This is a genomic window from Enterococcus malodoratus, from assembly GCF_027659535.1.
In the GTDB taxonomy this organism is placed as follows: domain Bacteria; phylum Bacillota; class Bacilli; order Lactobacillales; family Enterococcaceae; genus Enterococcus_A; species Enterococcus_A malodoratus.
The window spans coordinates 1-24,951 of sequence record NZ_JAQDPG010000016.1 but is presented as its reverse complement, the minus strand read 5'-3'; the positions used below and the strand labels follow the sequence as shown (position 1 = coordinate 24,951).

The window sequence follows — 24,951 nt, the reverse complement described above, 5'->3', positions numbered from 1 at the left end:
CAACACACGTTTCACTTGGTCACGAAGCAACGTCCAGGCGTATTTCGTTTGAATACGCTGAACCATTTTTACCGCCTGATCTTTGGTGACATTATCGATCGCAATGCCATTTTTATTTCCGGTTGGTTTAGGCTTAGGTGCAGGATTTGGTTTAGGCGTTGACTTCAACCGATAGGCATAAAAATAAGGACACCCAGCCATTACCCATCGTTGATCATGATTGGCAATAATTGTTGTATCCTTCCATCCTGTGCATTCTATCCAATTTTGATTATCTAGTGCAATCCCTGTGTGTCCGCCGGCACCGGCAGAGTATCCTTTTTGTCCCCAGATGATGATATCTCCGCGTTGCATTGGAAAGTCACTGTTCTCGGCGATCTTTTCATACCCTAACTTCGTAAGGTAATCGTGCAACGTTTCGGTACTCGGAATATATCCATAATCAAAGCCACCCGATTCACGTAAAATACGGTAGACAGACCCTGAACAATCACAAGTGCCATCTGTGTAATATCGTGAGCCATACATGCTGTAGCTGCAGTTGTTTACGAAACGCTGAACAACTGCTAAACCCGCTTCAATATTAATAGCCATTATTTGTCCTCCTTCTTTTCTTCGATCTCTTTCGGTTGAGGCTGCAGACCGACATTTTTATCATCGGATTTTTCGTAAGCTTCTTGTGCTTTTTTCATATCCATCTTATTTTTCCTCCTTTTCATCATGTGTTCCTCTAATTTGCAAAAAAGCATCTTTAATTTGATCTGGAAAATTAATGAACACTGAAATGTTTTCTAAGAAGCTAATGCCTTCGTTAGCTAAATAAAACATAATGACGATCTCACGAAGCGGAATCGAGCTACCGATCACCTTTTCTACTTCCACTGCTACTGCAATAACTACAAAGATCAATACCTTTCGAATCAATCCAATAAATCCGATTCTGCTACTGATTTCTTTCAAATTCCATGCTTTTAATAATCCAGTTAAGTAATCCACAATTACCAAATATACCAACGCGTGCAAAATTGCATCCATCCCTCCAAGCCAACTGACCATTACACCGCCCAGCACCCCTGTTACGATAGATGCTGCATTTAAATATTTTTCCAAAATAAATTCCACCTTCCAATCAAAATAAAAAGCACACTCGAAAGTGTGCTACTCTGCCAATTCAGGCAAATCCATATCCACTAAGATATCTTTCACTTGCTCGCGAATTAAACCTGGTACTTGTTCGATCGTCTTTTTACCTTTGATAATCAATGTCGCATATACTACTGCCATTGTATCCACCTCCTTTTTGAGTAAATAAAAAGCAATTCTAATCCGCAGTTTTTGCAGACAGGATTGCTTCGACTTCTTCTCTAATGATTTGCGGTACATCTTCAATTGTCTTCAGTCCTTTCTCAATAAGACTGACATAAATATTTATCATAGTTAAACCTCCTTAGAAAGCGGCACTAACATTTCATAAACTTCCGAAAGCGCTAGTTGTGTGTCTGTTAATTGCGTATCTTGAAGTGCAACTGTTTCAGCTAGACGTTCATTCTCAGCTTGCAAACCAGTAGATAGATTTTCTAATAATTCAAGTTTCTTAGAATAATCTTGAGTAATTGCCTCTTCCCATTTATTTTCAGTGAAGTTGAAGAATTGAGATTGTGGATTTTCCAATTCTAGCGGTAAAACTGCTACAAACGGCAACAATACTGGAAAATCATCTGCTACTTCGTGTTCTTCAAATCCCATCGGGTAAAGCACTTTATAAATTTTTTTCATATGTTTTCCTCCTAAGCATTTTTAGCAATCCATGATAATGAAACTGTTACCCAATCCCCAACTTTAAAATCTGAATTTGCTTTTAGTTTGCTGCCTTCAACATACATACCCCTATTCTCGCTCAAATTCATACGAACAGTAATCGCCGTTTCATAATCTGACCCCAAATCCAATAAAGCTGTGTCTTTATACCAAACTTTAGCTAAAGAAAACGAGCAAGAAAACATAACATTTTCCCCTAATCTATATAGCGTAATTGAACCAGAGGTAATATTTGCATTTTCTGATCCGATTGTTTTGGTAATTACTGATCTAAGCATCCTGTCATCAAGTGATTTACCTTTAATTTGAAGTCCATCTTGGAAATCCTTAGTACCTAAAACCGTCTCATTTCCCACGGCTCTCACTAATTTTCCGTCAATACCATCAATGGCGTCCGCGTGAGTTTTAATGTACTTGTACCCGTCACCGTCTTTTAATTGCACAATCTTTGTCATTATTCTGCCTCCCCTACGTCTTCAAAGGTAAAGCTTTGAAGAGTGTCTAGTTTTTGTTTGTCTTCTTTTGCCATCAGGCCACTCTTATCTGCCGTTGCAACTTCAGTAGTTGTTGCATTCACTCCATCTTTTCCTTTAAGAGAAACTAGCCATTGTGCCTCTGTTCCTTGGAAGCCTTCAGCGACGGCTATTTCATAAGCGGACTTTCCGTCAACACCGTCTTTGCCATCTTTACCAGGTCCTATACTAGCGATTTGAGAATTCGTGTAGGCTTGCGCGCTTTGAAAGGCTTCTGCAGCTTTTTGGTCAACATAGGCCTGATTCGCTCCGCCTTCCGCAAATCCTGGTGTGCTGATGTAACCTGTATTTGATATGGAAATATTCGCTCCTGCGCGATAATTCATTTGTACATCGGCAGATAAAACATCATCAGTCATGGTCAATCCGTCACCGACTCTGACGCCGCCCTTTTGAAATTCGGAAGCCGTTGGCAAATCATAGTTGCCCGATCCACCAGTAGCGCTAATTTCGCCATCCTCTGTGATCGTGATATTCTCTCCTGCAGTGTAATTTTTCAGTGAACCCAATTTGTTTTTAAGCTCTGTTGAAAAATTATTGTCCGTCTGTTTAACGGCAGATAACTTACCGGTCGCCTCATCAATCGTTAAGAGATCTCCTTGCTTGATTCCGCCTAATTTATCGACTCCAGCAATCGGAAGTACATAGTCACCTTCTCCAGAGTTCAGGATCTTTTTATACATCTCAGCAGTAATGATGCCGTCTTCTGCTTCGCCCGCGTAAGGTAATTTGGTGATAGCATTTTCCAGACCGAGATCGGATTTAGTAATCAAGACAGCGCCGATTTTTCCGTTTACAGAAACAACTTTAGACTGACCGGCGATTATGTTTTCAAGTCCCAAAACGGCCGAAATATGAGTCATTGGAAAGAATTGATACTTCACACCAGTCTCTTCGTCAGTCTCCATCATGCGTTTAATTTCCGTCACTTAATTTCACCTACCTCTACTAACTTAAAAACATTTTGCTTCGGATCATCTACTGTGGCGATCACAAGCGCCCCTTCTGAAATTGTTGATTGAACGTCTTTGATGAACTCAACTTCATGATTAGTAGAAAAGGCGTCGTCCTGCAGTATCTCAACTACTTCAATGTGCCCATAAGGAAGTGTATATAGTGTTTCTCGAAGTTTGGTATAGAGATACTCCGCATCTGCTTTTAAACGCTTCGTAATCGAATCATGCCTTACACCGTTGATATCCACTCGGGCATCCATCAATTCCGATAGCATGACGCCACCTGGATCAACAGATCTTAATATATCCTTGATGGATTCAAACCACGTCAGATAGTCCGTTTCTTGCCCGTTGCGCCACGCTTCAAAGGTCGTTTGTTGGTACTCACGCCATTTTTCAAATTCCTTTTTGCGCGCGTTCATCCAGTCGGTAAAGTCTCCTTGGTTTTCATTGATAAACGCAACCATATCTGCTACCAGGTCTTCAACTGTTTGCCAGTAAGACCCCATTTCACCTTCTGTTTTAGAAACTGCTTTGATAACAAAATAGGAGAAGTCCTGTGTCGTAGCGATCACATCTTCTCCTTGGTAAAAGACAAAATTTGCCGTTTGACGATGTAACGCCTGCATTGAATACTCATCAAATGTATATTGAATTTTGCCGTTTTTTGCATCAATAATTTTTACAACTCGTTGGATCGCAAAACCATTACTAAGTATCGCTTCTAAGTAGGCTTTACATTGTGATAAATCCACTGGTATTCCGTTTTGAGAAACAGTTGCTTCCATCGTTTCAGAATTCTTATTCCCCTGTCGAACTTGAATCATTCCTACATAGTTGTAAGGCTCTGTCGTACTTAACGTGACATTCCATTTAGCCATCCAATACCACTCCTTTCTCAAAATCAGGAGGAATACAAATAGATGCAATTTGACCCGTCCCAAAAAACTGACGGTCATATTCTGCCACGATTTCTCCTGATTCTGCATTCTGTTCATAAGTTTGAATACGACCACTTTCAAGACCACGGATCACGCCTGTATGGCCGAAATAATCGTGAGCAATAAATGTTTCACTCACTTGTGCATTGCGTTCCCAGTTGATGATCGCGCCTACTTCCAACTGGTCGTATTCAGGATGGTTGATTACGGTCCATAGATACATTGGCCAGCGATACGCTCGCCCAATTTCAGCAGCGGAAAAGATATTTCCTTCACGCACTTTCACTTCATACCTTGTGCCAGCGCCCATGTCAGGGCCGATCATTACTCCCGCATACTCAGCGCTTAATGCATAGCATTGGTGGTTTCCAATCGGTTGATTCATTAATCGTTTTAGATGATTTAGTCCTTTTTCTTCTATCAAAATATCCCCTCTATTTCTTTGCGCGAGCTAGACAAACATCGCCGCCGTTTAGTAAGTATCCGAAAGAACGATCGACCCTACCAACGCCCGCGTGTAATGCTTGTGACCCGCCGTTTTCAATAATCGCGGTCGTATAGCCATGCCAGTCTTCTGCAAGTACGGCAGTATGTCCATTTGCGCCTGCACCACCACCTAAATTGACAATGATGATATCTCCTGCTTTCGCTTCATTGGGAGAAACCTCTGTCAAGTATTGTCTTGCACCTCTTGCATCTGCGGTCATTGAGCCTGTATACCAAGTTGTTCCTCTTGGAGCCGTTTTGTATCCAGCTTTTGTCAGCACTAGCCAAACAAACGTAGAACAGTCTGTTGTTCCATTTATATCTGGATTTTCAACACTCCCAAAATTCCAACGCAAAGGCATTGAATACGTAAACCAATTAATGAAACTTCGAGCTACTTTCACAATGTCTCCTGCAGAGGGTATCTTTAAATCCTTGAATTTGTTGTACCAATTAACTGCCCAACCTTGACGTTCTGGGTGTGCATTAGCAGGGCGTTCATAGTTACGTTCAAAAGTATATGCCGCAGCTCCAGGATCAGTGATTGACTTAAATCCTGATTGAGTACCTGGTTGAACAATTCCTAACCACTGGCCGTTATACATGGTCCAGTCAAGCAAGTTTCCTTGAGCTGACATGGTCTTATAATCTTCAGTGATACCAGCAGCTCTCATAAGATTTTGAACGTATGTGCGTCCGTCATAAGTAGCTGGTGGCACGAGAGGATAAGCTGAGCCATCCCATTGGACAATTCCGTAAGCGGGGCCGCCTATTTGAGCGATATCCGGGTTCATTGAAACACCCGCTTCGCCTTGAACGTTTCCTAAAATACCGGCAGCAGCAGCTTTTGAATACCCTTTAGATAAGAGCATGGTCCAAAGTTCCCAAGCAAACTTATCAGCTTGAGAGGTCACTTCTGGCGGATACATGCCGTTCCAGCTACCGCCACCGTTATTCCCACCACCGCCTTGACCGGGGAATATTTCTTGACCATTAATCGTTATCTTTTTAGCATCAAGCGTGCCGCCTACTTTTAAATCTTTAGATATCTCTGTTTTGCCTTGTACTAAGACATCACCAAAGGCTCGCAATTTACCTTGTAGATTTAAATCCCCAAAGTGAATCGTGGTTCCGTTCGATAGCATGACAAACCCTTTATTCTTATTAGGAGAAATGAGGATGTATTTTCCATCGCCTTCGGTACGAATAACTAATGCATTGTCAGGAATCGGCGTTGGTGTTGAGGCATTCAGAAAAGGATTTCCCGTTGAGTCAGTGGTACCAATCGTTCCTATTTGTTTATCTGAAGCCCAAAACTCCATCCCTTTTTTTGTTAATTCCATGATTTTTTTATTGCTGTTTAAAATTTGTAAAGCACCCTTTACGAGTTTTAATTGATCCCCGACAGCATTAAATGAAGTTTCGAATATATCAGCCCTGATTCGCCCAGACTGAATATAGTTCGCATTGAAATTGCCATCAATAGTCCATGCAGTTTTGAAGTTTGCTTCGTTAAAATCTCCATCGATAAATCCGATACCTTCTGAATTTGCAACAAGAAAGTGATTTGAAGTATCTATCGAATCCCCGTTCATCCAAACCATCTGATATGGTTGTCGACTTTCGCCTTTCCCTGTGTCCCACGGATTCATCATGATAATGGATCCGCCTTTAGCACCACGAATAATATCAGACTGCCATTTAGAAACCTCAGTAGATTCATAAAATGTCATTTTTGTTTCATTTAAAGTCTGCAATACATTCTGTGTATTTGATGCCTGACGTGTAGATGAGTTGTTAAGATTATCACCAAGGCCTGTCTCAACCTTCCCTGTTAAACGGTCAATTTTCACACTGAAAATCCGCGTCTCGTAATGATATCCGCGATCCTCTCGGTGAATTCGGATGATATTCCCTAAGCTATCCGCACCGAAAATAGTTGCTTTGAACTGAACCAAAGACCTGGAACAATTCACTAGCTCTTTATAGGTAAGTTTTATCAACTCAACAGGGTCTTCACAATCTTCAAAAATGACAACCTTCTCTCGCTTACGGCGTTTCCCATTTTTCGTAGGAATACCGTACTTGGCGGTCATTTCAGGAATTTCTAAATATATTTGACCTGTTGGCTTATTTAATGGATCGCCTTTCGATTTCGACCAATAGACTTGATTAAACTCAATTCGACGTCCGTAACCGTCTCCGACTTCTTCTCCTCTACCACGACCGATTAAAGAAGTGTAGATATTGCTACGATCTACTTCTTTTTGAATCGTCAATGCCTTGTCCCCATACTCATAACGTTCGTTACTGTATTCACCGATTTGTTTGTAAACTTCAATCCATTTATCTGTGATACCTTCACCACTTAAGTTGCATTTGAAAACAATTTCGCAGCCTAAAGTCTGTAGGTTCTTTAGGGCCTCCCGGATGCTGCAATAATAGAACGTCGTAGAAACGGCTGGTAAAGTTGAATCTAAATGACCGACTCTCCATTCTCCTAAAGTAAAATCCATAACTCTCTGTATAGTTTTTTGAAAAAACTCATTTGCAGGTCGAATATCGTTGATAATATATGCGTCCAGTTCATCCGGTCCAAAGTTGACACCAGTAAAAATCAACAATGTACCAGGATCAGCAGTTCCAACTATTTTGTACATAGAAAAAGACGACTCACTTTCGCGAACCGCCATATATACTGATTCTTTAATTTCCTTATCAAATTCTGTACTTACTGATAACTTATCATTGATTAACTCATCCTTATTTGGTGTGATCTCTTTTTCTTGAACCACCGAGAAGAGTTTTTCATCACTGATTATCTTTATAAGTTTTTGATTGTCATCAAAAAAATAAACATCTTTATTTATCATAACCACACACCTCTGAATCGAACAAGAGGATTTCCGTTGTCACTTTTGATCACATCTCCTGTTTCCACTTTGAAACCTTTAAACGGACTAGTCAAATCAAGGATACGCGTCTTGTTCTCGCCATTCACTAAAACTTTCCCTTCAGTGATTAACAGTTCGACTTTATCACCTTTTTTGATAGCTGAATTTGAAATGCTGATTGTCTGTCGGCCATTAGTGATTCGAACTGAACTATCCTTTGTTGCCGCAAAACTAATTGAATCTGGCGTTACCTCATACGGCAAATACTCAAATATTTCTCCGTTTGTCTCAAAGACTTTAGTATATTTCCGAGGATCTGAACAAGTGATAGTAAAGCTTGAAGAGATGCTATTTTTATTTCCCGGAACTTTATCCGTCGCAGAATATCGACCAAAATAAAAAGTGTCGAGCTCATCATTAAAATGAATCTCGACATCTTTTTGCCGGTACAGTAAACCCATCAGTTTTTTGAAGCTTCGCTGAAATTCAACTGAATTAACTTCTGTCAATTTGTAGAACACTGTCAATATACGTTCAGGCAAGCGTTGCGAAGATATATGAACTCCCGCGTTCTTTTTCTCTGATTCAATATCTATCGACAACATTTCCCGACCTTCAACGTAAAGTGTTTGATACCCTGGAAGAATTTTTTCAAACATGACACTGTCGTAAATCATCGCAGAAGTCGGAATCCACGAATCGTAATCAGAAATTTTTATTGTGTCCCTAAATTGATACATCGGGTTATCCCATTCTTGCACGTGTCATCCTCCTTCTAAAATCCTAAGTTAATTTCTATTTCTTGGCCTTGCGCTTGTGAGATATCATCCACGAAGGCTTTAAATTGCTGATTGCCTAAACGGACGTTGAACGTTGCCGGTTGTTTGTTAGTTCGATTCTCATTTCTTGTTGTAATAGAATGTTTCACTCCTAAACTAGCATTCAAGTTACTCAGCGCGGGGATATCCATTACAGAAGCCATAGCTCGATTTATTTCACTTTGTCCAGAATAAATTCCCGTTGAAATGGTTCCGCCAAAATTCAATTGATCTAGATCGCTTAGTGGTCCCTCTTTTGCTGGTGAAAATGGCAAGAATCGGCGAACCTTTGAAACCACAGATTTTATTGCTTTTACAGGTAGACTAATTGCTGACCAGATACCATCTGCTATCATCTTAACTAGATTCCATCCAGCATTTTTAAATACTGACCAGAAGCCTTTCACAACTCCTATGACCGCTTCAAGTGCACCTACAACTAATCCACCCAAACCATACAGGATGCCAGAAGCCGCTTCTACCATACCTTCCCAAGCCATTGACCAATCTCCAGAAAGCACTCCGAGAACAAATTTGATTAAGCCTTGAATCACACGCAAAGCCCCTTCAATCACGCCCGAAATAGCTGTCCATATACCTTCCGTAATACCTTTGATAGCAGTCCAAACACCTACAATAACACCTTGGATCACACCCATAGCATTCTGGATTGTTCGGCCAATATAACCGTTCCAAATCGCGTCTACTGCGGCTGCGATCTCCTCGTTATTCGCTTTCCACCAAGCAACGACTCCTCCGAAAATTCGCTGAATTGTATTTGATACAGTTTGAACAGCGAATGAAATTGTATTTTTTATCGATTCCCAAATAGCAGTAACTGCATTTCTAAATCCTTCACTCGTATTCCACGCCAATATAAATGCGCCTACTAACAAAGCTATGATTCCAATAATTATCCCGACAGGCCCTGTTAACGCAGTAAATACGCCTCCCAAAGCAGGAAATGATGTAGATAAAAATCCAACGGCTACCTTAAGTTTTGCAAACCACACAAGCATAGAGCCACCGATAAAAAGGAGAGGCCCGATCGCTGCAACTAAGCCAGCTATTACTAAAACCATCTTTTGAATTGGCTCAGGAGCATCAACAAATTTTTGCACCAATCCTCCGATTGTATCGGCTACTCCACGAATTGCTGGAGCAATAATACCTTGAATTACAATTGCCGCAGATTCAAATGCTCCTAACATTTGTTCTATTGATGAGTTCATATTATCTTGCATTGTTCGAGCCATTTCATCAGCAGCGCCATTAGAGTCCTTCAAAGAATTTGTAAGTTTCCCTAATGAATCCGGTCCTTTGTCAATCAACGCCATCATTCCTGAAAGAGATTCTTGACCATATAAGGTTACTAAGGCGTTTTGCTGTTGTTCAGGAGTCAAGCCCTTAAACGCTTGTTGAAGCATTCCTATTTGATCTTTTAATGATTTCATGTTTCCTTCTGCATCATAAAAACTCAATCCTAGTTCGTCCATTTTTGCAATCATTGGATCTGTAGGTTTCGCCAGTCGAGACAAAGCCCCACGCAAAGATGTACCTGCTTGTGATCCTTTAATCCCGGCATCAGACATGATACCAATCGCTGCGGCGGATTCCTCAAGTGAAATGCCCATTGCATTTGCGACTGGCGCAATATATTTCATTGCTTCCCCCATGTCAGCGACCTCCGCATTAGTGTCAGCCGCTGCTCGAGCAAACACATCGGCTACATGTCCAGCTTGACTAGCGTCCAGTCCAAACCCTCTCAGTGCAGTTGCTGCATTTTCAGATGCCAGTGCGACATCACCACCCGAAACTGCTGCTAAGTCAAGCAACCCTGGCATGGCAGACATGATTTCATTTGCATCAAAACCTGCAGATGCCAAGTTTTCCATACCTGCAGCAGACTCTTTCGCACTGAAAGCAGTCTTAGCACCTAAATCAATTGCTTGTTGCTTTAACTGATCGAATGAACTGCCTGTAGCACCAGATATCGCCTTTACTCGGCTCATTTGTTCTTCAAAGTCGCCACCGATCTTAGCAGCAGCTATTCCTGCACCCAGAATGGGAACAGTAAGAAGTTTTGTCATTGATTTCCCAGCAGTTTGCATGGTTGACCCGACAGCCATCATCGTACTATTTGAATCTTTTTCGAAGGTTTCGACAGCAGACTGAGCATCTTTAAATGTTTTTACAAATCCACTGTCTGTGGCTTTAAGATAAGCTTCAACTGAAAATGATTCTGCTATATCGTCCCCCTCCCTTCTCTGAATTCACGAAGACGTTTAGCAACTTGTGTTAGTTCTCGTTTGCGTTCTTCATTAAGTATTTCTTGTTCGAATATGGACCCTTCAAGAACATTGCTTATTCTTTCTTCATAGTCGTAAAAATCAGAAAATTGTTTGTAAATGGGTTCGCCTTTTTTATTTTTTGCGCGTACCGCATCATTTAAAAAGGCTTGCTGATGACGCTTCATTTCCTCGTCTACTTGCGAAAGGTTGAAAGCGAGCATACGTAGCTCATATTCTCTGATAGTCATTTTGTTAACTTCTTCAAATGTTTGACAATCAAGAAACCGAAAAGCGTTCAAAGCTAATTCTTCATAGAATTCTCGACTATTTTTTTTTAGTTTTTGCTCGCTGCTTTTCGTGTCTGAGCTTTCAGTTTTTTTATCATCGCTTTTGTTAAATCCTGCTTCCCCAACTCTGCTATTAAGTCTCCTGACATTTTTTCAATATCTTGAGTTATTAGCCATGCTTCGATTTCAGACTTGCCAACTTTTGCATTGTCTGCTTGCAAAGCCATAATGATATTTCTCAGAACGACCGGATTACATTGCTGTAAATAAACAAGCGCTGAACTGATCCCCATTCCAAAAGAAGCCCCTCCGGTGTGGACTTCATACATCTGATCCAGCGCTTCAATAGCACCAATGGTAAATTTCACATCAATGATTTTTCCATTAATATCAAAGTTCATAATTTCCTCCTAAAAAAGAAGGCTAGACTATTTGCCTAACCTTCAGTAGTTGTTTTGGTAGTGTCTTGGAATGCGTATTGAGCCTCTTTAATTGTCGATTCAGAAACAGTGGCAAACCCATCTTTTGGAGTTCCTTCGATGGTTGCTTCTGTTTCAATTTCAATCAAATCTTCAACGTTTGCTGGTAATTTCCATTTACCAACTTTTCCACGACCATAGATTGCAGGATATTTTCCATCTTGTTTCTCACCCTTCAAATCAACATCCCAAAATTCCATCGTAGCTCCGTCTTCTACTGATTTCTTCATGTACATATTTTCGTCATCGTAAGATGCAAGACCTTTTAGCGCCAGAGTCACTTCCAAACCACCAGAGGTAGGAACACTACCGTCTTTCGTTTGTTCTGACTTATTGTCACGCGAATACTCCCATTCGTGTTCAATTTGATATAAAGGCTTCGTCGCATCTTTTGAACCTGCTTCATCTAAACGACGAACAAGCAAAATTCGGTCTTTCCCTTGAATCACTGTCATGCTTTTCCCTCCTAGTAAAACCGCATCTCTAACGGTATTACACAATGCCAGAGTGCAGTATTTGTTGTTGTATCCTGCAGCATTTGTGGCTGCGTTTGGTTATTAGATATTTTCCAATTAAAGTTTTTCGATTGTCTTAGTTTCCGAAGTTCCCACAGAATCGCGCCTTTCATATCTGAGACCTGCTTGCGCTTGGTGTGCAATCCATAGATATGGATATTTAATTGAACAGTACCCACTAAAACAGATTTAGTCGCTTGCGGTAGTTCTTGAGACTCGCCAATATACACAAACGGATAAGGCGTTTTGTCTGGCGGCAGGTAAGTAAATACGTTATACCCTAAGCCTTGACAGATTTTGTAGACTTCATCGTATAGTTCTTGATCCGGTTGTTTGACTATCATGCCATCAACTCCCGCATTTCTTTTTTGAATATAACTTTCTGATAGTTGAAAGCCGCACGTACGAAAGGCTGCGCGTTCATAAACCGTGTGCCAAACTCTAAATAAGGACTATATTCAGTCATTGGCATTACAAGGACTGAGAAACCCGCCTCTTGGATTTTCATAATAATTGAACGTTTAGTTGCTCCGGTAGGACTGATAAATTCCCCGTTTTGATAGTGCCCCTTGAATTGAGCCCTTTTTTGCATTTGATTCGTCAGTTGAGCACCATTTCTCCTCACAACTTTTTTTACTTCGTCCATTTTAGTTGCATCTCTAAGATGACTCATCAACTGATCAATTCCTTTTATATCAAGATGAGCCTTCACTTTGCAGCCACCTCCTGAACAATAAACGTATTTTTCAATCGAAGGTTACGCTCAGTGATGATCTCGAATTTATCAGTTTTGTTTCGTAGCTTGTTGAAAATTAAAACGTAATCCCACTCTTTTTTGTAAGGACGTAATAAACGAATGACCTTAGCCCCTTGTTTAATATCTCCGAACAACGCTTTCGATCTGTCAGTTCCTAAATCCGTAACGTTAGCAAATTTTAATTTTTCATCTAAGCTTGGTTCTACATGTTCTCCTAACTCAGGATCGTAATAGCCATCTTTTTCGATAACGAAAGTTACTTCTGTGTCATATCTCATACGAATCGAGTCACCCCTTTACGAGGTACTGTATTTTCTTTCTGTTTATCTTTATAGGCTGTTATATCATCCCCGAACTCATCCAATAATTTTCCATAAGTAATAGACTCGCCTTCTTGGCTATAGGAACTCATTCCTTCATCACCTTTGCGGTTGAATCTCTTAATGGTGCATTCGACAACAATGTAGTTTAACGCCTCAGGAACGCTCTCTAAGAAGCCCAAACGTACACACAACTGGCTTGAGATTCGTTTGATAAAATCGATTAATTGCTTATCCAGCTCCTCATCATCAACTTCGAGCGATCGTTTCACTTCTTCCAAGGTTTCGTCCATGACTGCCTCCTTTCGAAAATAAAAAGGCTAGTCAAATGACTAACCCTCCGGTTCTGTTAATGTCAGTGTATGGATATCCTTAAATGATCCATCCACCGTTGTTGCTGTGGTAGTATAGACACCTGCCGGAACAGCGTCTGTCCAAGTTACTAGTCCGTTATCAGAAACTGTTAACCCCTCAGTGTTTGGTTGGATTGAAAACTCAACATTTTTATTTGTCGCATTTTCAGGCAATACCGCAACCGTTAGTTGTCTGTTCCCAGCAGTCCCCGCAACTGCTGTTGATGTTTTAGGTGATAGAGTTAACCCTGTAGCGGGGATAACTACTCCCCCACATCTAAAATACATACAGCCTCTGATTGTTCAAATGAAGGTAAAGAAATCATGGATACCTTCGTTTCGACGTTTACCGGGTCTGCTTTCTTCATCGTTGTAATTGCAACGCCTGTATCCACAATAGAAACATTCGCAACATTTGGACTAGACATCAAGTCCGCTTCCTCAGGAGTTGTACCAAACCATGTTTTACCCAAAGTTTCTGCTGGCAATAACACAAAAATATTGTCAGGAATGAACTTGTGTGTTCCAGATGTGTCCGTGTACACCTTGTCATAAACAACAATTTCCAAGTTAAATTCTTCTGAAATATAGTCTAGAAGAGACTGCTTCGAAAGTTTAGCAGCTTGAGCATTCGCGTTGTTTCCTAAAATTGTTGCTTTGATTGCTGCATTCTGGCGGAGGTAACGGAACGTTTTGCTGTTTAAAACAGCACGGGCTGGAGTCACACCGTCTTCTTTCATTGCCGTTACGGCAACATCAATATCTTCTACAGGGTCAGCATTTTCAACATCAGACCATTTAGTAGCCGCTTTTTTCTTATGCCCAGCAGGCAGGTCATAATCAATGTTGTACTGTTGCCCATTTTCATTGATTTTAATCGTCCCTGTTGTCAGCATTTGCATGCGCATAATTTCGCGACGCACAGCAGCTCCGCGAAGTAAATCCGCAACATCATCGAATACACGATTAAGTAAAACGTCCTGGTATTCTTTGTTGTTAGTTTGGTTAACCATTTGCAACTGTTGACGCAATTCTTCGTCAATGTAGTATGATTCCTTGAAGAAAATCATTTTCTCAATTAATTCTTCAAAGCCTGCACGTCCGCGCGGGATCACATCAGCATCAAGAGCTGAAGGACGCAACGCTACTGGTGATCCAGTTTTCCCTTTCAACCAAGACAATTTCATTCCTAGTTGCTTATCCATAGGGAATAATTCTTCTCCCAAATAGGGTTGAGTTTCATTGGTTTTTTCTGCCCAATAAGTTGCTACATTAGGCGCTTGAACCAAATCAAAAATATTTAACGTCGCAAATGTTTGCAAGTTCATTTTCATTAAAGTTTCTTTTCGTACTCGTACGTTCATTTAACAGTTCCTCCTTATTTATTACGTTTAACAAAGTAAACTTTGCCATCTAACGCAGTTTTTACTTCAGCAACAATAGTTAGTCCATCATTCAAGCGTAATTCGTTCACTGTTCCGAAATACACCAATGTGCCGTTTCCAACAGTTGACCCGATATCAAAAACAACATCGTGTAACAAGACTCCGACAGTTTTACTTCCATTTCCTGCATCATTTGTTACTTTTAGTAGCGCTTGCTCATTTGCAAAAGGATCAGCATTACCTACGGGCGTTCCAGCAGGAATGTATTTTTTCCCTTCGCCATTTGTTGCCGTTACTCCTGTACCATCAACAACAACCGACAAACTTTTATAATTGTTAACGTCGGCTAAGATTTGATTTTTAGATCCGAATACTCGTTTCTCCATGTTTTATTCCTCCTAATTTTTGAAGTAAGTGCTTTTCTTTGTTTCTGTTTTGGTTCGTTGCGCCAACCTTTTACCATAATCTCCGACGACACCATCTTTACTTGAACCGTCCAGTGGGATTCTTCCACCCAATCGTTTTTCTAAATCAGCTTTGATTGATTCCCGTTCCAATTCAATGGCCGCTAGATACGTTTTTACATTGCTTAAGGTCATTTCTGCATCTTCTGACACTACTAGACTAAGAACTTCTTTGGTAGGCGTAGCGCCTTTGTCTGATAGCATTTCACTGGCCTGATCGGACATCTTAGCTAGATTGTCTTTTCTTTCATACTCAGCGATCTTATCCTCAAGTTGCTTTCGCTCGTAATCTGCCTTATCCTTGTCGTTCATTTCAGCCAATTTATCAGCCTGAGCTTTCTCATCACGCCATTTTTCTTCTGCTGCCGTAACTGCTTTGCTTGTTTCAGCTGCGACAATTTTTGCTAATTCATCACGAGAAAATGTTTTGCTTGTCTCTTCGTTGCTTTTTGAATCCGTTGAGGTTGTTTCCTCTCCCGATGTGCTTTCTTCTACATCTTCAGGATCAGCAAAGAGTTGCAAGTTCATCGGTATAAATAGTTTTTCTTTTGAAAATAGTGTTGGCATTGTCAATCCTCCGCGGTTACGCCGCTACCCGATAAATTTGATCAGTTACGCCGATCGATCGAAACAGCTCAATTTATACCGCCCCGAGCAGTAGAGGGCATAATAAAAAGACGTTAGTTTATGGCTAGCGACTTTAAATGACTTTGATATATTTTCTGTTGTTTTCTTCGAAATCACACATAAACCACCAAAATGTATCTTCTGCTAATTCTTCATTGAACAAACTTTGAAACTTAATCTTGAAAGAATACCAATAGAAAGGAAATTTGAGTTTAATTTTTAGCGTGAATGTTTTTGGCATAACATCTTTCTCTCCTTGTCACGCTCAATTTGGCTCCGAGCATAGTTCACCTGTTTCTCCAACTCAGTAAGCTCTGACGGATACGTAATTTTAATTGTGACATTTCTTGATCGATCATCGTGTTTTGCTGAATTAAATTGAATAGTCTCAATCTTTTCAGAGTCAATATCATGCAAAAATTCAATCGCAGCTTCTAGTAATATCTCATTCACAGACAATGGCTCAGAGCTGAAAACTTCGCCATTAATTTTTCCAGTGGTAATTTCACTTGCTCTTGCCTTCAACGCATCTGGAATAGGCTCTCCACACAAAGCGCAGGTTTTACCATTCATTGACCAATGCACACACATATTAATCATTCCTTTTCTTAATAGGTTTTTTTATAAACAGCCTTCGCACCCATTCGCTCATACCAGCTAGTCGTTTCTAAAAGGTTAGGTAGTGTGTGCGAAATAATTGAAATGGTTAATTGATCTTTTGCAGTTCCTTCTACAACATTTACGGATGCATGATTGCCATTCCACACCGGTTTTAACTCATTACTAATCAATTCTTTATTACTGTTGTAGATTGGATTCTGTTTCCATTGAGTGCTATTTTCAGTTTCAATGGCTTTTTTATAAGCTTTCCCCAACCCTTTTTGAACTTCGATGGTTAAAATGACTTCGTTAAAATCTTTCATCTTACCCCTCTCTTTCCTTTATCTGCTTATCAATATGTTTTAATACGCTTATACAGTTGGTTGCCAATTCCAAAGTTTCTAATTTCAAATCCTTCACGTTGCAAAAACCTTTTGTATATCCTCGCTCTGCGATTGTCTTCCCAGTGAACTTGGATGTAAGTTGGGAGGGGGTTGCTTAATGAGTGCTTGGCATATTCCTCAAATTCCCTAATCTTTCGTATAGCCCAGACAAAAGGGTAAATACCATCTTTGCCTGTCTGATGCAAAGTATTATCGCTAATCTGCTTACGTTTGTGATAAACATTTAGATAAACATTCGCAACCGCAATATTGTATACCTCATAAAGGCAAAATTCGATTTGCACCGTCATACCACTTTGTAACCGCTCTTTGGCCATGATAATAATGTCGCCGTCTTCGTCTTTATAATCAATGAATGTCATAACAATCATCTCTACATAGAAGCGCTTTGGAACATGCTTTGATTCGTATTGTTTTGCAAGTCTTTGAAATATTCTGGGTTAGACTGAACTAATTCGGTTATTGATTGCACGATAGGCTCAATAACCTTTCTAGTAGCCTCATAAACTTCTTTTACAATTGGTTGTATTACTTCAACCACATGCTGTTTAACTGCATCGTAGTCTTCTTTAAATTGAGCATCGTTTTGATACAAATACAAAATTTCTTCTTTGCTTTTTCCATATGCCGTTTCTAAAAATCTGTCAGATATGATTTGGAATGATTCTTTATCCACTGCTACACCCCTCTTTCCTTAAATGACTTCTCAACTTCCGCACGATCAACATATGGCGCGGTTGAACACCTACAATTTGCATGCATCGGGCTAGCATTTTGACCTGGAGATAAATCTTCGACCTTAAATATCTTTCCGTTCAATGGTAAACAGACAGGGCACGCTGTCGGTTCTGCGATATACTCGTATTCATCGATGCCGTACTTTTTATAACTTTGATTTTGTATCTCGGTCTGAACCCTTGCAGATTCTGTGCGCATCAACCGCTCAGCTTCGTACTTACTAGAATCAAATAAATTCCGTAGTTTTCTAGCCATGTCACGTGGGTTCTTACCTTGCGTTACCGTTTGGACTAATAATTTATCTAACTCAGCTTTAAACGCCTCCATGTTGCCCCAGATAAGTTCAGAAAACGTCGCAGAATGAAAAGAACCGTTTACGACAGCCTCTACAAAATCTTTGTAGCCATCGAAAATGGTTTCGCCTAATATGCCAGCTTGTCTTTTAGCTTCAGCAATACCTTCATTTGTAAGCAAGTCAGCAGTGTACTTATCAAGATCATCAGATAAAGCGATCAATTCAAGTCCTATTTGTGACTTCAATAATTCAAGTCGATTAACTCTCATTGTGACATTGTAAAGACGTAGCTCCTCGTTTGCTGTCTTAGAAAAATCTTTAGCCTTAACATATCGTTTGGCTTTTCTGGCAAAGGCTTTAACGTCCATCTCCATTGAAACCTTTTTAGCTTCGGAAAGCGACACACCTTCTTTACCAGCAAAACGTTGCCAATTCGCGTCGATTTCTTTGTTGATATTGTCAATCGCAACTTGAAACCTTTCAGCGATAGCTTTCTTCATTTGCTTTTCGTCTTTAATCATTTGTGCAATATGTTGTTCTTCACGTTTGCGCCAGTAATCAGAGGACTTCATTCAACGTCCTCCTTTAATAGCTGCTTAACGGCTTTTTTATAATAAAAACGTTGAATCTGCATTGTTACAACTACTAATATGAATTGGACTACTGTAATGAAAATAGTCAGCTTGTTGAACCAAAGTAACATGGCCACGCATAAGATCAACAATAGTACTAGCGAAACCTTCTTCAGAATAACGACTATTCCCAATGCTAAAATATCTCCTTGTAAGTCTACGTCTAAATCATCTAAATCAAACTCAACGCCTTTTAGCTTGCTCATCTTCCCGCTCCTTAATTAAAGATACCTCTGCTACAAGATTTGATATCAGCCAAATAAGTGTTAATTCATAGCCAAATATTTTGAAAAAGAGGACTGCGCTCATAAACATAAATATCTTACGTGTTATTCTCTCGCGACTTTTCATTTGGATCAGACTCCTTCATCTTTTGGCTCTTTCTGGCCACCTTGTTCAATTTCCGTTGTATTATTGTCACTCGGAAAATCGTAATCCAATACTGGCACATTTGGTTTTTCTTTATTCACACGTTTGAGCTCTTCTTCAGCAGACACGCCGGTTAGTCGTTCGGCCATTTCACATAAAGTCTCTTCTGAAACAATTCCAAGCATCCCTTTGATTACATTCATAATCTCTTCATCCGATTGCGGAACATTCGGTGTAAATAAAATTTGAATATCATTTACTTTGTTGTAAAGATCCTCTTGTTTTTTATCATCCGAAACAAAAAAAGCCTTGACATTTTCTATCAAGCCTTGTGGTTTATTCAAATCATCTTTGATACTCCACGAGTGTGTAAGTAACCGTAAACGCCGCATAATAGCTTTCTTAACCATACGTTCTTTGTTCTTGCGGTCGTTGTCCGATCCCCAACCTTTGAAACGAAAACCGATTCCTGATTGGTTAGATCCGATGTTCTCATCTGTGAAGTCAATCAAAGACGTAAAACGCAAGATGTCAGCAACTGTTCGGCTATCGTTGGCTTCCATACCTGCAACATCGTACTCTTTTTTCAGATAGTAGGCGTCAGGCGTGTCACCTAATTTGCCTTCACCGTAATCTTTTTTATCACCTAAAACAAGCATTCTTGCCTGCATCATCGCTTTGAATACTTCCATCTTGCTGTTGTCACCCTCGTCGTCCGTTGCTGTGTCAGGGTTCCCTTTAATCACTAAATAAGCTTCAGATGAATCTTGTTGAAAGTTGGCCATCTCAGACCTAGACAAATCGTATGCGTCGATTGAATCAAGAACACGCTCAAAGTCGCTTAAGCGTTCCTCGTTATTTATCCATTCGTTTACTTGGACAGAATCAAAGTAACTTTCTTCTTTTCCATCTTCTTCAATTACTGCATTTTCTAAATCGGTGCCGTCTGCTACAAGATAGTAATTAAATCCACTGTTCGTATAAAGCTCTACGCGGGTCCATTTATCATTTAAAAATTCTTCTTCATAATAATGAACTGCACAAATAGAATTTTTGTTCTTCGTATTGTCGTAAATCACAAAAGTTTGTTCTGCGTCAAACTTGGCAATAGTTTCCTTGCCGTACTCGTCTCTGCCAATCCATTCGTAAGCTCTACCTAGACCGAACATATCTCTGCCCATTAGTTGATTATGGTAGTCTTCGTTCGATTGACTGGCAAACTCGTTGATTCGGGCTGATATGTTCTTTTCTCCAGTATATTTAAGTTGGTTACCTAACAGAACCCCAAGTTTGAATGACACGATGAAATTTGGGAAATCGCTTGCGATCCGATTATCTGCTCGTCCTTCCGGTTTTTCTGATCGATAATTAATATTCCCATCACCTAACAAGTATCTTTTCAGTTGTTGAAGTCTTGGAACCTGCTTTTCTTTGTGGTGATTGATGAATTCGACAATTAACTTCCAAACTTCTTTGTTCTCGAAGTCAATTATTTGTTCAATTTGACCGGTTCGTTGGTTAAGTACTTGGATATGAGGCAACCTGGAAACTGGTATTTTATAAATTAGATTCGCTTCTTTATCAAACCGTTGTCCGTCTAACAATTTAACATTTTGTTCCACTGTATCACCTCTACAATCCTAATTTTTTGAATGCGTTTATTGTCTTTTTGACATTTACTTTTTCTTTAACATTCATGCTCATCGTTTCAGCAATCCCTGTCGTTGCATCTGGTGCGTCATCGTGTTTGTTTTTCCCTTCGCGCTGATAAGTGGTCATAGCGGAATAGTATTCGGGCCATTTGGTGCGCCAATCTTCTGGGAAATAAACATTTTGTTCGATCCACGCGGTATTCGAGTATATCCGGGCTTCTTTGTTCGCTGATTGGTAGAAATCATCAATAGCAACTGGACACTTACCTTTTATCTTTTCTCTAACAGAACGCGCAAAAGAACGCCCACCGTTGTTCCTCTCGATGCGCGCTTGGTTCACTTTATTATTGATGTACTGATTTGAAACAGCGGACTCTGTGTATTCCATCGGTTCTTGGGTATAGACCACATCTAGCACTTCACAACGTCCATCAGCTGTCTCGCCCCAAACAATCGAACAGAGGTAATCTTTCCCTGTATCTGCCGTATCACAATACGACCAGATCTTTTTGTATTCGGAACGATGACCATAAGTTTTTAGATTTTGATATAGTTTGCCTTTCTGATCAATAGGCTCTTGTTGATAGTTTGCTTCCGCAATATCCAAATTCATTTCCTGAATAACATCTAAATATTCATCGTGGGTCATGATTTCTTCACACAACATGGATTCGTCATCTTGGACAGCCTTATAACAAATCTGATGAACACTGTTTTTCCGTTTGTTCAACATTTTTCCCGCTAAATCATTATTTGACCATCTTGTCATGATTAGTATTTGTTTACGCGGACGTTCCATTCGTTGAGCTAATGTGTTGTTATACCATTCCCAATGAGAGTCCAATACTCGCTCGTTATAAGCTTCTTCTGCAGTTTTGATAATGTCATCAACAATTACATAATTTGCACCAATCCCAGTAGATGTTCCGCCAGGCGAAGTCGCCAAATAATTCTTTTCCTCTGATCCATCTAAAGACCAGAACCCTTTTGCTGCGTCCCCGTATTTGATTTGTACCTTCGGGAAAATATCTTTAAAATATTCAGCTTTGATATTCTCATTATCAACCATGATGCCGTCACGTGTTTGTTGAGCAAATAAAGATGATAGTATTTGATTGTATGAACCTGTAATGATTTTTGTCCTCGGATTCTGACCAAACATCCATAATACAAAAAGTCTCGCTGTAAATGTTTTCCCATGACGAGGGGGCATGTTGATTACTAATATCTTTTTATCAATCTTATCTTCGTAGAAATCTTGTAACGTTTGACACAAATCTTTTAAATATAGACGATCATCTTTATAAAACTCAGGATAAAGCAATTGGCAAAACAACCAAAAATCTCCTCTGGCTTTCCGAATCGCTAGCTCTCTTTGAACAATTGCATATTCCACACGATCAAGAGTCGTTGATTTTTTCATACCGCTTCACCAACTCTTCTAATTCTTCGTCTGACATTTCTCCGTATTGCTTTCGAATATCTACACCGCCGGAGTGCTCAAGCTCTTGCTTGTCTTTCCAGATTTCCCGCATACGGTTTTTCAACCAAAAGATAGCAGAAGTCGGGTTCGGGGCTACCTGCTTATCTACTTCAAGAATTACAATCCGTTCACGCGTAGGAACAGCTTTTATGGCAGCATCTTTTACTTCCTGCAATTCTGCTTCAGGGTGATCGATTTTATATCGATTCTCGTACTCTCTACGTTCTGCTTCTACTAAAGCTTTATCGCGATCAACTATCTTTGCTGTTCTTTCTGTATATTCGTAGCCAACAGCGCTTTTATGCAAAGCATTTTCAACTTGAATGTCCACGACTTCTTTGCCCTTTTTTAAGGCCTCTAAAATCTCTAAATGCTTGTTTTTGTAGTTATACAAAGTAGCTGTTGATATACCCATGTTATTTGCTATCTGCTCATCAGTGAGACCGTTACGAGCCCATGCTTCAAGTTTAAGAAGTCCTTCTTTTGTCAACCATTCTTGATATTTGCCTTTCGCCACGACTCCACCACCTTTCTATATGTATTTACTAATGTTCTCTTGTATATGATCCTCTTTCCAATAACCAAACCCACAAAAGACTAGCTTGCACTGATCAACCTCAACTGGTGTTGCTTCCCTGGTCATTTCTACGATCGAGTACTTCGCCTTCATCTGAACAGACATCACCACCCGTTTATGTTGACCTCTCATTGGTAAAGGATATTTATTGTTTAGTGACACATACCAATAGTTTCTCATTTTTATATTCCTTTTCCGCATTGTCCTGTAAGCGTTACAATGATATAATCCCTTTAGGGTGAATCCTTTAAAAGTTTGTTTTTCACTTGGCCATCGTGTAAACGGTGGTCTATTTTTGTGCGCAAAATAAAACAGCCTCACGAGGAGACTGCTATTTCTTCAGCTTCTTTTTCAATTGTTCTAATTTCTCAGCGTCGGACTTCTTAATGATTTCGGATAATTTAAACATTTTATTCCTCCTCAAAATAAAAAGACCGCTGAAGCGATCTTGATTATGTATTGCACAGGCAGGGACGTTTCCGATCCTGTGCTGGTACTAAAACGGATTTACACCGTACAGCAATGCCGAGTCACATCTAACCTATTATATGTATTAAGCAACCTACATAGCACCGTCATCGTGCTGATCCTCCACGTACCACTTATATCCTCGGTTGCTTCGTAAAGGCTATGACAAAATAGCCAATGTTGAACACTGGATCAGAATACCGCCCCTGACCTTGGCAAACTCATTTAACTATGATTGCATCGATGTATCTGCTCATAGACCGCTACAAAGCCAGCGTATGGCAACTTACCGTGTTCCTAGCAAGTCCAACTTAATGTTGCTCCCCTAACCTACAACTGAGAGCGTCTCACGTCTGAGATAGTATTCTATGCCTTGTAACTGATTTCCAGTACACTGGTTAATTCAGCCAACCAATCGGCATCCGATAAGATTGATTGTTTCCGTAGGTTCTTTATTGACGTGACCGGGATCGAACCGACCTCATTTCCAACTCTAACAGTCAGATGCATCACCAATGATGCTACACGTCCACCGGAGGAGCTACCTCCTGGCATATGCTTTCGGGTCAGATACTTAGCGTTGGCCAGTTTACTAAGTCCTCCCTAAGTCACTGGAGTGGCACCGCCCCACTCATGGTTGCCTAAGCATTAACCTCGCACGCATGCAACACGTCTTCTACTTCCGCCACAGTGACATAAAGAACGGCATGCTCAATGTAGAAATCATTATTTCATGCCGCCAATTGTTTGCCTACTCTGTTTCCGCAAAGTGGCAGTGTAGTCAAAAAGAGAATAACCCACCAAGCTAGACGTATATATGTTAAGAGGTATAAGGAGAAACTTCATGCCAATAAAGTTAATTTGAGTCGTCTGCTTGATGGATTATCTACTCTATCATTTTATTACGGAATCACCCCAGTAAACGGTAGTCTTTTACCCCCTTAAACGGCGCTTTTTACGGTCATTTTAGTTTTAGTCTTCGAGCAAGCATCGTTACAACCGCCGTATCTTTTTTTCTACAAGCATCTTCCGATAAATGAATCTGATTGCTAACCTTTACCCAATTAGGTAAATCTTTTGGCCGCCTGCATTTACTACCATCGTCACTCAGATATCTTGCTTGTAGCAGTTCAACTGCATCATCACTTAAATCCTCAATAAGATTTTTGACAATCTCAACATGTCTTACAGTTGATAAGAATTCTTCATTGGTCCATACTCTTTCCGCTTCTGCTTCTTGTGGAGCGATATTAGAGGATACGTGAGAACCGCCGATATTCTCGTCTGTTTCTCGATAAGGATGTCTCAGACTCTCTTCTATGGATTTAATCTGTTTCGCCTCATAGTTGTGGCAACGTAATACTTTTCTTGCGTAATTCCTTGCTTCTTCACTGACCCTGTAAAATTTCAATCATTCGACCTCCAAATATCAACGTTTTATTTGTGTTATGCACATATTAACAGCTTTATCCACAATATATCGTGGGAACGTATTTTCGCATACAATATATAGTGCTTAAATAACTTAGTCTTACTTTTGACTAGCGCTAATAGTAGTCGCCATAAAAACAGAAGTTAAAGCAAATGATTCAGCATCACTAAACCCCTCAATGGCTAACTGATTACGGAATGCCCCTAAATTTTGAGCAAGTTCTCGCATACTATTTCTAGCGATATCTTTCTCATTTATCTTTTCTAAGAGATCATGCATATCCTCGTCATTCATTACAGTTCCTCCTAAACTTCCTTAATTGGCGACGTTAGCGGATCTCTTTGACATACTCCTCAACTTCTTTCCAGTAGTGCTTA

At 40.1% G+C, this 24,951-nt stretch carries 34 protein-coding genes and 2 pseudogenes; all 36 read right to left on the bottom strand.

From position 1 onward, the window contains the following. On the bottom strand, positions 1 to 594 hold a 594-nt coding region (locus tag PGP85_RS19830), incomplete at its 3' end, for a peptidoglycan amidohydrolase family protein (protein ID WP_333490387.1). A gap of 105 nt (positions 595 to 699) precedes the next feature. After that, positions 700 to 1,110, bottom strand: a complete 411-nt coding sequence (locus PGP85_RS19825) for a phage holin family protein (RefSeq protein ID WP_090406152.1) — start codon at positions 1,108 to 1,110, stop codon at positions 700 to 702. 48 nt (positions 1,111 to 1,158) lie between these two features. Further along, on the bottom strand, positions 1,159 to 1,284 hold the full coding sequence (locus PGP85_RS19820) for a CD1375 family protein (protein WP_269474096.1): 126 nt from the start codon (positions 1,282 to 1,284) through the stop codon (positions 1,159 to 1,161). 37 nt (positions 1,285 to 1,321) lie between these two features. Further along, positions 1,322 to 1,435, bottom strand: coding sequence for a CD1375 family protein (locus PGP85_RS19815; protein ID WP_269474097.1), 114 nt, complete (start codon positions 1,433 to 1,435; stop codon positions 1,322 to 1,324). A gap of 2 nt (positions 1,436 to 1,437) precedes the next feature. After that, positions 1,438 to 1,776, bottom strand: coding sequence for a hypothetical protein (locus PGP85_RS19810; RefSeq protein WP_270328996.1), 339 nt, complete (start codon positions 1,774 to 1,776; stop codon positions 1,438 to 1,440). 11 nt (positions 1,777 to 1,787) lie between these two features. Continuing rightward, on the bottom strand, positions 1,788 to 2,273 hold the full coding sequence (locus PGP85_RS19805; RefSeq protein WP_270328994.1) for a hypothetical protein: 486 nt from the start codon (positions 2,271 to 2,273) through the stop codon (positions 1,788 to 1,790). A 503-nt stretch (positions 2,274 to 2,776) separates the two neighbouring features. Next, positions 2,777 to 3,280 (bottom strand): annotated as a pseudogene (locus PGP85_RS19800) (hypothetical protein); the annotation flags it as partial. Further along, positions 3,277 to 4,188 (bottom strand): phage baseplate upper protein, encoded by a 912-nt coding sequence (locus PGP85_RS19795; protein ID WP_270328993.1) that lies wholly within the window; start codon positions 4,186 to 4,188, stop codon positions 3,277 to 3,279. The pseudogene PGP85_RS19800 and the gene PGP85_RS19795, both read right to left, overlap by 4 nt. Next, positions 4,181 to 4,672: a CHAP domain-containing protein gene (locus PGP85_RS19790; protein ID WP_270328992.1), complete on the bottom strand. Its 492-nt coding sequence runs from the start codon at positions 4,670 to 4,672 to the stop codon at positions 4,181 to 4,183. Before PGP85_RS19790 ends, PGP85_RS19795 begins: the two co-directional genes overlap by 8 nt. 10 nt (positions 4,673 to 4,682) lie before the next feature. After that, positions 4,683 to 7,604, bottom strand: a complete 2,922-nt coding sequence (locus tag PGP85_RS19785; RefSeq protein WP_270329023.1) for a phage tail spike protein — start codon at positions 7,602 to 7,604, stop codon at positions 4,683 to 4,685. Continuing rightward, positions 7,604 to 8,389 carry a distal tail protein Dit gene (locus PGP85_RS19780; RefSeq protein WP_270328991.1) on the bottom strand — a complete coding sequence of 262 codons (786 nt, stop codon included), beginning with the start codon at positions 8,387 to 8,389 and terminating at the stop codon, positions 7,604 to 7,606. The genes PGP85_RS19785 and PGP85_RS19780 overlap by 1 nt, the downstream gene beginning before the upstream one ends. Positions 8,390 to 9,057: 668 nt before the next feature. Continuing rightward, positions 9,058 to 10,695, bottom strand: a pseudogene (locus PGP85_RS19775) (phage tail tape measure protein); the annotation flags it as partial. Then, positions 10,692 to 10,985 (bottom strand): hypothetical protein, encoded by a 294-nt coding sequence (locus PGP85_RS19770; protein WP_254908385.1) that lies wholly within the window; start codon positions 10,983 to 10,985, stop codon positions 10,692 to 10,694. The pseudogene PGP85_RS19775 and the gene PGP85_RS19770, both read right to left, overlap by 4 nt. Positions 10,986 to 11,071: 86 nt before the next feature. Then, positions 11,072 to 11,425 (bottom strand): tail assembly chaperone, encoded by a 354-nt coding sequence (locus PGP85_RS19765; RefSeq protein WP_270328984.1) that lies wholly within the window; start codon positions 11,423 to 11,425, stop codon positions 11,072 to 11,074. 35 nt (positions 11,426 to 11,460) lie between these two features. Continuing rightward, positions 11,461 to 11,958 (bottom strand): phage major tail protein, TP901-1 family, encoded by a 498-nt coding sequence (locus PGP85_RS19760; RefSeq protein ID WP_270328983.1) that lies wholly within the window; start codon positions 11,956 to 11,958, stop codon positions 11,461 to 11,463. Positions 11,959 to 11,969: 11 nt separating this feature from the next. Continuing rightward, the gene (locus PGP85_RS19755) at positions 11,970 to 12,362 is read right to left on the bottom strand and encodes a hypothetical protein (protein WP_270328982.1); all 393 of its coding nucleotides are present in this window, start codon (positions 12,360 to 12,362) and stop codon (positions 11,970 to 11,972) included. Then, a complete protein-coding gene (locus PGP85_RS19750) occupies positions 12,359 to 12,730 on the bottom strand; it encodes an HK97-gp10 family putative phage morphogenesis protein (protein ID WP_270328981.1) in 372 nt (123 codons plus the stop codon). The genes PGP85_RS19755 and PGP85_RS19750 overlap by 4 nt, the downstream gene beginning before the upstream one ends. Next, on the bottom strand, positions 12,727 to 13,053 hold the full coding sequence (locus tag PGP85_RS19745) for a hypothetical protein (protein ID WP_270328980.1): 327 nt from the start codon (positions 13,051 to 13,053) through the stop codon (positions 12,727 to 12,729). The genes PGP85_RS19750 and PGP85_RS19745 overlap by 4 nt, the downstream gene beginning before the upstream one ends. Continuing rightward, on the bottom strand, positions 13,050 to 13,388 hold the full coding sequence (locus PGP85_RS19740) for a phage head-tail connector protein (protein ID WP_270328979.1): 339 nt from the start codon (positions 13,386 to 13,388) through the stop codon (positions 13,050 to 13,052). Before PGP85_RS19740 ends, PGP85_RS19745 begins: the two co-directional genes overlap by 4 nt. Positions 13,389 to 13,427: 39 nt before the next feature. Then, positions 13,428 to 13,736 carry an Ig-like domain-containing protein gene (locus tag PGP85_RS19735; protein ID WP_270328978.1) on the bottom strand — a complete coding sequence of 103 codons (309 nt, stop codon included), beginning with the start codon at positions 13,734 to 13,736 and terminating at the stop codon, positions 13,428 to 13,430. Beyond that, complete coding sequence (locus PGP85_RS19730; RefSeq protein ID WP_270328977.1) at positions 13,712 to 14,812, bottom strand: major capsid protein; 1,101 nt, start codon at positions 14,810 to 14,812, stop codon at positions 13,712 to 13,714. Before PGP85_RS19730 ends, PGP85_RS19735 begins: the two co-directional genes overlap by 25 nt. Before the next feature lie 14 nt (positions 14,813 to 14,826). Next, positions 14,827 to 15,219, bottom strand: coding sequence for a hypothetical protein (locus PGP85_RS19725; protein ID WP_270328976.1), 393 nt, complete (start codon positions 15,217 to 15,219; stop codon positions 14,827 to 14,829). A gap of 12 nt (positions 15,220 to 15,231) precedes the next feature. After that, positions 15,232 to 15,864 (bottom strand): DUF4355 domain-containing protein, encoded by a 633-nt coding sequence (locus tag PGP85_RS19720; protein ID WP_270328975.1) that lies wholly within the window; start codon positions 15,862 to 15,864, stop codon positions 15,232 to 15,234. A 279-nt stretch (positions 15,865 to 16,143) separates the two neighbouring features. Next, the gene (locus PGP85_RS19715; protein ID WP_270328974.1) at positions 16,144 to 16,497 is read right to left on the bottom strand and encodes a hypothetical protein; all 354 of its coding nucleotides are present in this window, start codon (positions 16,495 to 16,497) and stop codon (positions 16,144 to 16,146) included. 35 nt (positions 16,498 to 16,532) lie between these two features. Then, positions 16,533 to 16,847: a hypothetical protein gene (locus tag PGP85_RS19710; RefSeq protein WP_270328973.1), complete on the bottom strand. Its 315-nt coding sequence runs from the start codon at positions 16,845 to 16,847 to the stop codon at positions 16,533 to 16,535. 29 nt (positions 16,848 to 16,876) lie between these two features. Next, positions 16,877 to 17,290 (bottom strand): hypothetical protein, encoded by a 414-nt coding sequence (locus PGP85_RS19705; protein WP_270328972.1) that lies wholly within the window; start codon positions 17,288 to 17,290, stop codon positions 16,877 to 16,879. An 11-nt stretch (positions 17,291 to 17,301) separates the two neighbouring features. Then, positions 17,302 to 17,604 (bottom strand): hypothetical protein, encoded by a 303-nt coding sequence (locus PGP85_RS19700; protein ID WP_270328971.1) that lies wholly within the window; start codon positions 17,602 to 17,604, stop codon positions 17,302 to 17,304. Between the two features lie 2 nt (positions 17,605 to 17,606). Next, positions 17,607 to 18,533 (bottom strand): minor capsid protein, encoded by a 927-nt coding sequence (locus PGP85_RS19695; RefSeq protein WP_270328970.1) that lies wholly within the window; start codon positions 18,531 to 18,533, stop codon positions 17,607 to 17,609. After that, positions 18,530 to 18,799, bottom strand: coding sequence for a hypothetical protein (locus PGP85_RS19690; protein WP_270328969.1), 270 nt, complete (start codon positions 18,797 to 18,799; stop codon positions 18,530 to 18,532). The genes PGP85_RS19695 and PGP85_RS19690 overlap by 4 nt, the downstream gene beginning before the upstream one ends. Positions 18,800 to 18,949: 150 nt before the next feature. Further along, a complete protein-coding gene (locus PGP85_RS19685; RefSeq protein WP_270328968.1) occupies positions 18,950 to 20,584 on the bottom strand; it encodes a phage portal protein in 1,635 nt (544 codons plus the stop codon). A 10-nt stretch (positions 20,585 to 20,594) separates the two neighbouring features. Continuing rightward, entirely contained in the window at positions 20,595 to 22,037 is a 1,443-nt protein-coding gene (gene terL / locus PGP85_RS19680) for a phage terminase large subunit (RefSeq protein ID WP_270328967.1), read from the bottom strand. Next, positions 22,015 to 22,614, bottom strand: a complete 600-nt coding sequence (locus PGP85_RS19675; protein WP_270328966.1) for a helix-turn-helix domain-containing protein — start codon at positions 22,612 to 22,614, stop codon at positions 22,015 to 22,017. Before PGP85_RS19675 ends, terL begins: the two co-directional genes overlap by 23 nt. A 15-nt stretch (positions 22,615 to 22,629) precedes the next feature. Continuing rightward, positions 22,630 to 22,854: a hypothetical protein gene (locus PGP85_RS19670; protein WP_270328965.1), complete on the bottom strand. Its 225-nt coding sequence runs from the start codon at positions 22,852 to 22,854 to the stop codon at positions 22,630 to 22,632. A 654-nt stretch (positions 22,855 to 23,508) separates the two neighbouring features. After that, complete coding sequence (locus tag PGP85_RS19665; protein ID WP_270328964.1) at positions 23,509 to 23,697, bottom strand: hypothetical protein; 189 nt, start codon at positions 23,695 to 23,697, stop codon at positions 23,509 to 23,511. Positions 23,698 to 24,103: 406 nt separating this feature from the next. Further along, a complete protein-coding gene (locus PGP85_RS19660) occupies positions 24,104 to 24,553 on the bottom strand; it encodes a hypothetical protein (protein ID WP_158408730.1) in 450 nt (149 codons plus the stop codon). A 120-nt stretch (positions 24,554 to 24,673) separates the two neighbouring features. Further along, positions 24,674 to 24,868: a hypothetical protein gene (locus PGP85_RS19655; RefSeq protein WP_270328962.1), complete on the bottom strand. Its 195-nt coding sequence runs from the start codon at positions 24,866 to 24,868 to the stop codon at positions 24,674 to 24,676. Positions 24,869 to 24,951 lie beyond the last annotated feature (83 nt).

Coding starts and splice junctions, on each gene's coding strand:
- PGP85_RS19735 (WP_270328978.1), bottom strand. CDS start 13,736: ATGTATTTTAGATGTGGGGGAGTAGTTATCCCCGCTACAGGGTTAACT.
- PGP85_RS19795 (WP_270328993.1), bottom strand. CDS start 4,188: ATGGCTAAATGGAATGTCACGTTAAGTACGACAGAGCCTTACAACTAT.
- PGP85_RS19705 (WP_270328972.1), bottom strand. CDS start 17,290: ATGACATTCATTGATTATAAAGACGAAGACGGCGACATTATTATCATG.
- PGP85_RS19730 (WP_270328977.1), bottom strand. CDS start 14,812: ATGAACGTACGAGTACGAAAAGAAACTTTAATGAAAATGAACTTGCAA.
- PGP85_RS19770 (WP_254908385.1), bottom strand. CDS start 10,985: ATGACTATCAGAGAATATGAGCTACGTATGCTCGCTTTCAACCTTTCG.
- PGP85_RS19720 (WP_270328975.1), bottom strand. CDS start 15,864: ATGCCAACACTATTTTCAAAAGAAAAACTATTTATACCGATGAACTTG.
- PGP85_RS19745 (WP_270328980.1), bottom strand. CDS start 13,053: ATGAGATATGACACAGAAGTAACTTTCGTTATCGAAAAAGATGGCTAT.
- PGP85_RS19655 (WP_270328962.1), bottom strand. CDS start 24,868: ATGAATGACGAGGATATGCATGATCTCTTAGAAAAGATAAATGAGAAA.
- PGP85_RS19715 (WP_270328974.1), bottom strand. CDS start 16,497: ATGAATGGTAAAACCTGCGCTTTGTGTGGAGAGCCTATTCCAGATGCG.
- PGP85_RS19765 (WP_270328984.1), bottom strand. CDS start 11,425: ATGAACTTTGATATTAATGGAAAAATCATTGATGTGAAATTTACCATT.
- terL (WP_270328967.1), bottom strand. CDS start 22,037: ATGAAAAAATCAACGACTCTTGATCGTGTGGAATATGCAATTGTTCAA.
- PGP85_RS19670 (WP_270328965.1), bottom strand. CDS start 22,854: ATGAGAAACTATTGGTATGTGTCACTAAACAATAAATATCCTTTACCA.
- PGP85_RS19725 (WP_270328976.1), bottom strand. CDS start 15,219: ATGGAGAAACGAGTATTCGGATCTAAAAATCAAATCTTAGCCGACGTT.
- PGP85_RS19760 (WP_270328983.1), bottom strand. CDS start 11,958: ATGACAGTGATTCAAGGGAAAGACCGAATTTTGCTTGTTCGTCGTTTA.
- PGP85_RS19820 (WP_269474096.1), bottom strand. CDS start 1,284: ATGGCAGTAGTATATGCGACATTGATTATCAAAGGTAAAAAGACGATC.
- PGP85_RS19810 (WP_270328996.1), bottom strand. CDS start 1,776: ATGAAAAAAATTTATAAAGTGCTTTACCCGATGGGATTTGAAGAACAC.
- PGP85_RS19740 (WP_270328979.1), bottom strand. CDS start 13,388: ATGGACGAAACCTTGGAAGAAGTGAAACGATCGCTCGAAGTTGATGAT.
- PGP85_RS19755 (WP_270328982.1), bottom strand. CDS start 12,362: ATGATAGTCAAACAACCGGATCAAGAACTATACGATGAAGTCTACAAA.
- PGP85_RS19665 (WP_270328964.1), bottom strand. CDS start 23,697: ATGCCAGGAGGTAGCTCCTCCGGTGGACGTGTAGCATCATTGGTGATG.
- PGP85_RS19695 (WP_270328970.1), bottom strand. CDS start 18,533: ATGAAGTCCTCTGATTACTGGCGCAAACGTGAAGAACAACATATTGCA.
- PGP85_RS19805 (WP_270328994.1), bottom strand. CDS start 2,273: ATGACAAAGATTGTGCAATTAAAAGACGGTGACGGGTACAAGTACATT.
- PGP85_RS19710 (WP_270328973.1), bottom strand. CDS start 16,847: ATGAAAGATTTTAACGAAGTCATTTTAACCATCGAAGTTCAAAAAGGG.
- PGP85_RS19690 (WP_270328969.1), bottom strand. CDS start 18,799: ATGAGCAAGCTAAAAGGCGTTGAGTTTGATTTAGATGATTTAGACGTA.
- PGP85_RS19815 (WP_269474097.1), bottom strand. CDS start 1,435: ATGATAAATATTTATGTCAGTCTTATTGAGAAAGGACTGAAGACAATT.